1 protein-coding gene is annotated in these 1,608 nt (G+C 24.6%); it reads right to left on the bottom strand.

Going from position 1 to position 1,608, the window contains the following annotated elements; translation table 11 throughout:
- Nucleotides 1–107 precede the first annotated feature (107 nt).
- Nucleotides 108–1,097, bottom strand: a complete 990-nt coding sequence (locus G3997_RS04520; protein ID WP_296649376.1) for a 5'-3' exonuclease — start codon at nt 1,095–1,097, stop codon at nt 108–110.
- Between the last annotated feature and the right edge of the window lie 511 nt (nt 1,098–1,608).

Here is a 1,608-nt window from a genome sequence, read left to right as displayed (position 1 = left end):
TTTTTTTAATTTTTCATTTTTTAYATTTTAATATAAATAAAGGACCTATATATAGGTCCTTTATTATTTTTTATTCTATTAAATATTAAACAAAGTAAAAATTTATATTATTTAACTAAACTAACCATTCCTAAATCCATAAATACTTTATGCATCTTTTCATTATCTATATTTAATGCTAAACTATCTAGTTTCATATTTTGTATTTCTTCTATATCAGTTTTTATAGTTGCTAACTTTTTACTTATAATTGCATCTTCTTTATATAATAATAGGTTCTTTAAAGGAGACCTTTTTATACCTAAGTTATCCTTAAAGAATGTTAAAAGTTCTTTTTCTTCATCTTTGCTTAAGTTTTCTATATTTTTATAGATTTCTTCTATAGAGCCATAATGTGCTATAAGTGGTCTAGATGAAGTTGGACCAACACCCTTAACTCCTTTTATGTTATCTGATTTATCTCCTTCTATAGCCTTTGCATCTATAATTTGGATTGGTTCTATTCCTTTAAAGTGTTTAACGTACTCTGGTGTATATTCAAATATTCCACTTGGAACATCAATAGCCTTTTTGTCTATACCTATTTCCTTATACATATCATCTGCCTTACTTGTTACCATCCATAATTTAGTATATTCTGATACTAATTGAATATAGTCTTCATCTTTTGTGTGTAAGTATATAGGTATATCTTTTTCAAACTTTTTAACTAAACTACCAGCAAAGTCATCTGCTTCATATTCAATATGAGAAAATACTGGTATATTTATTTCTTCTAAAAGTTCAGTTAATAACTTAAATTGACTTTTTAGAGGATATGGAGTTTCACTTCTGTTTGCTTTATATTCTGGATCTATTTCTCTTCTAAAAGTATTTCTACTTCTATCAAGTACTACTGCTAAATGTGTTACCTTTTGACTTTCAAGTAATGGAAGTAATGTTTTAAAGAACATATATATTCCATTTGTATATTCTCCATCTGGTGATTTCATTAGTTTTGTATATGCAAACTCTTTTTGTTCTTCTGTTTTTGCAAATAATAAGTCTCTTGCTGTTGCATAGAAACTTGTTGATAAAAGTGAAGACCCATCTACTATTAGAAATTTGTCTTCTATTACATTATCTTCTTCATTAAATATATCTTCATCTATTTCAACTTCTTCAAGTGAGTTTAAGTAGTATTCTTTAACTTCTTCTATTTTAGTTTCTTCTTTTATAGGGTTATTTTTAGCTCTTAAGTCTGTGTTTAATCTAGATCCAACATAACTGTTTAATCTTATATAATCACTTCTATCTAAACCTGAGGCTTTTATTTCATCTTCATTGTATAAGCTTATTTTAACTTTTTCTATATGTTTTAGATGTTCTTCATCTACGGTATATTTACTTTTTATAGTTGTATTTTGYWYTTRYTTTKYWTMSTTGTATTTTGCTCTTGTTTTGCTTCTTTATTTTCTAAAAAATCGAATAAATTTTCCATATATTCTCCTTTTGGTACTTCATTAATTTAATAATACTATTTTATTTCATTTATAGAAATTTGTATATATTTATTAGTTTTATTTTATTTTTTCCTTTTTRAAVATTTTTTTCTACTAGGAAATATAT

Source organism: Romboutsia sp. 13368, from assembly GCF_018336475.1.
Lineage (GTDB): Bacteria > Bacillota > Clostridia > Peptostreptococcales > Peptostreptococcaceae > Romboutsia.
Note: the sequence above shows the minus strand (reverse complement) of the source record. Positions and strands in the feature narration are given on the sequence as shown.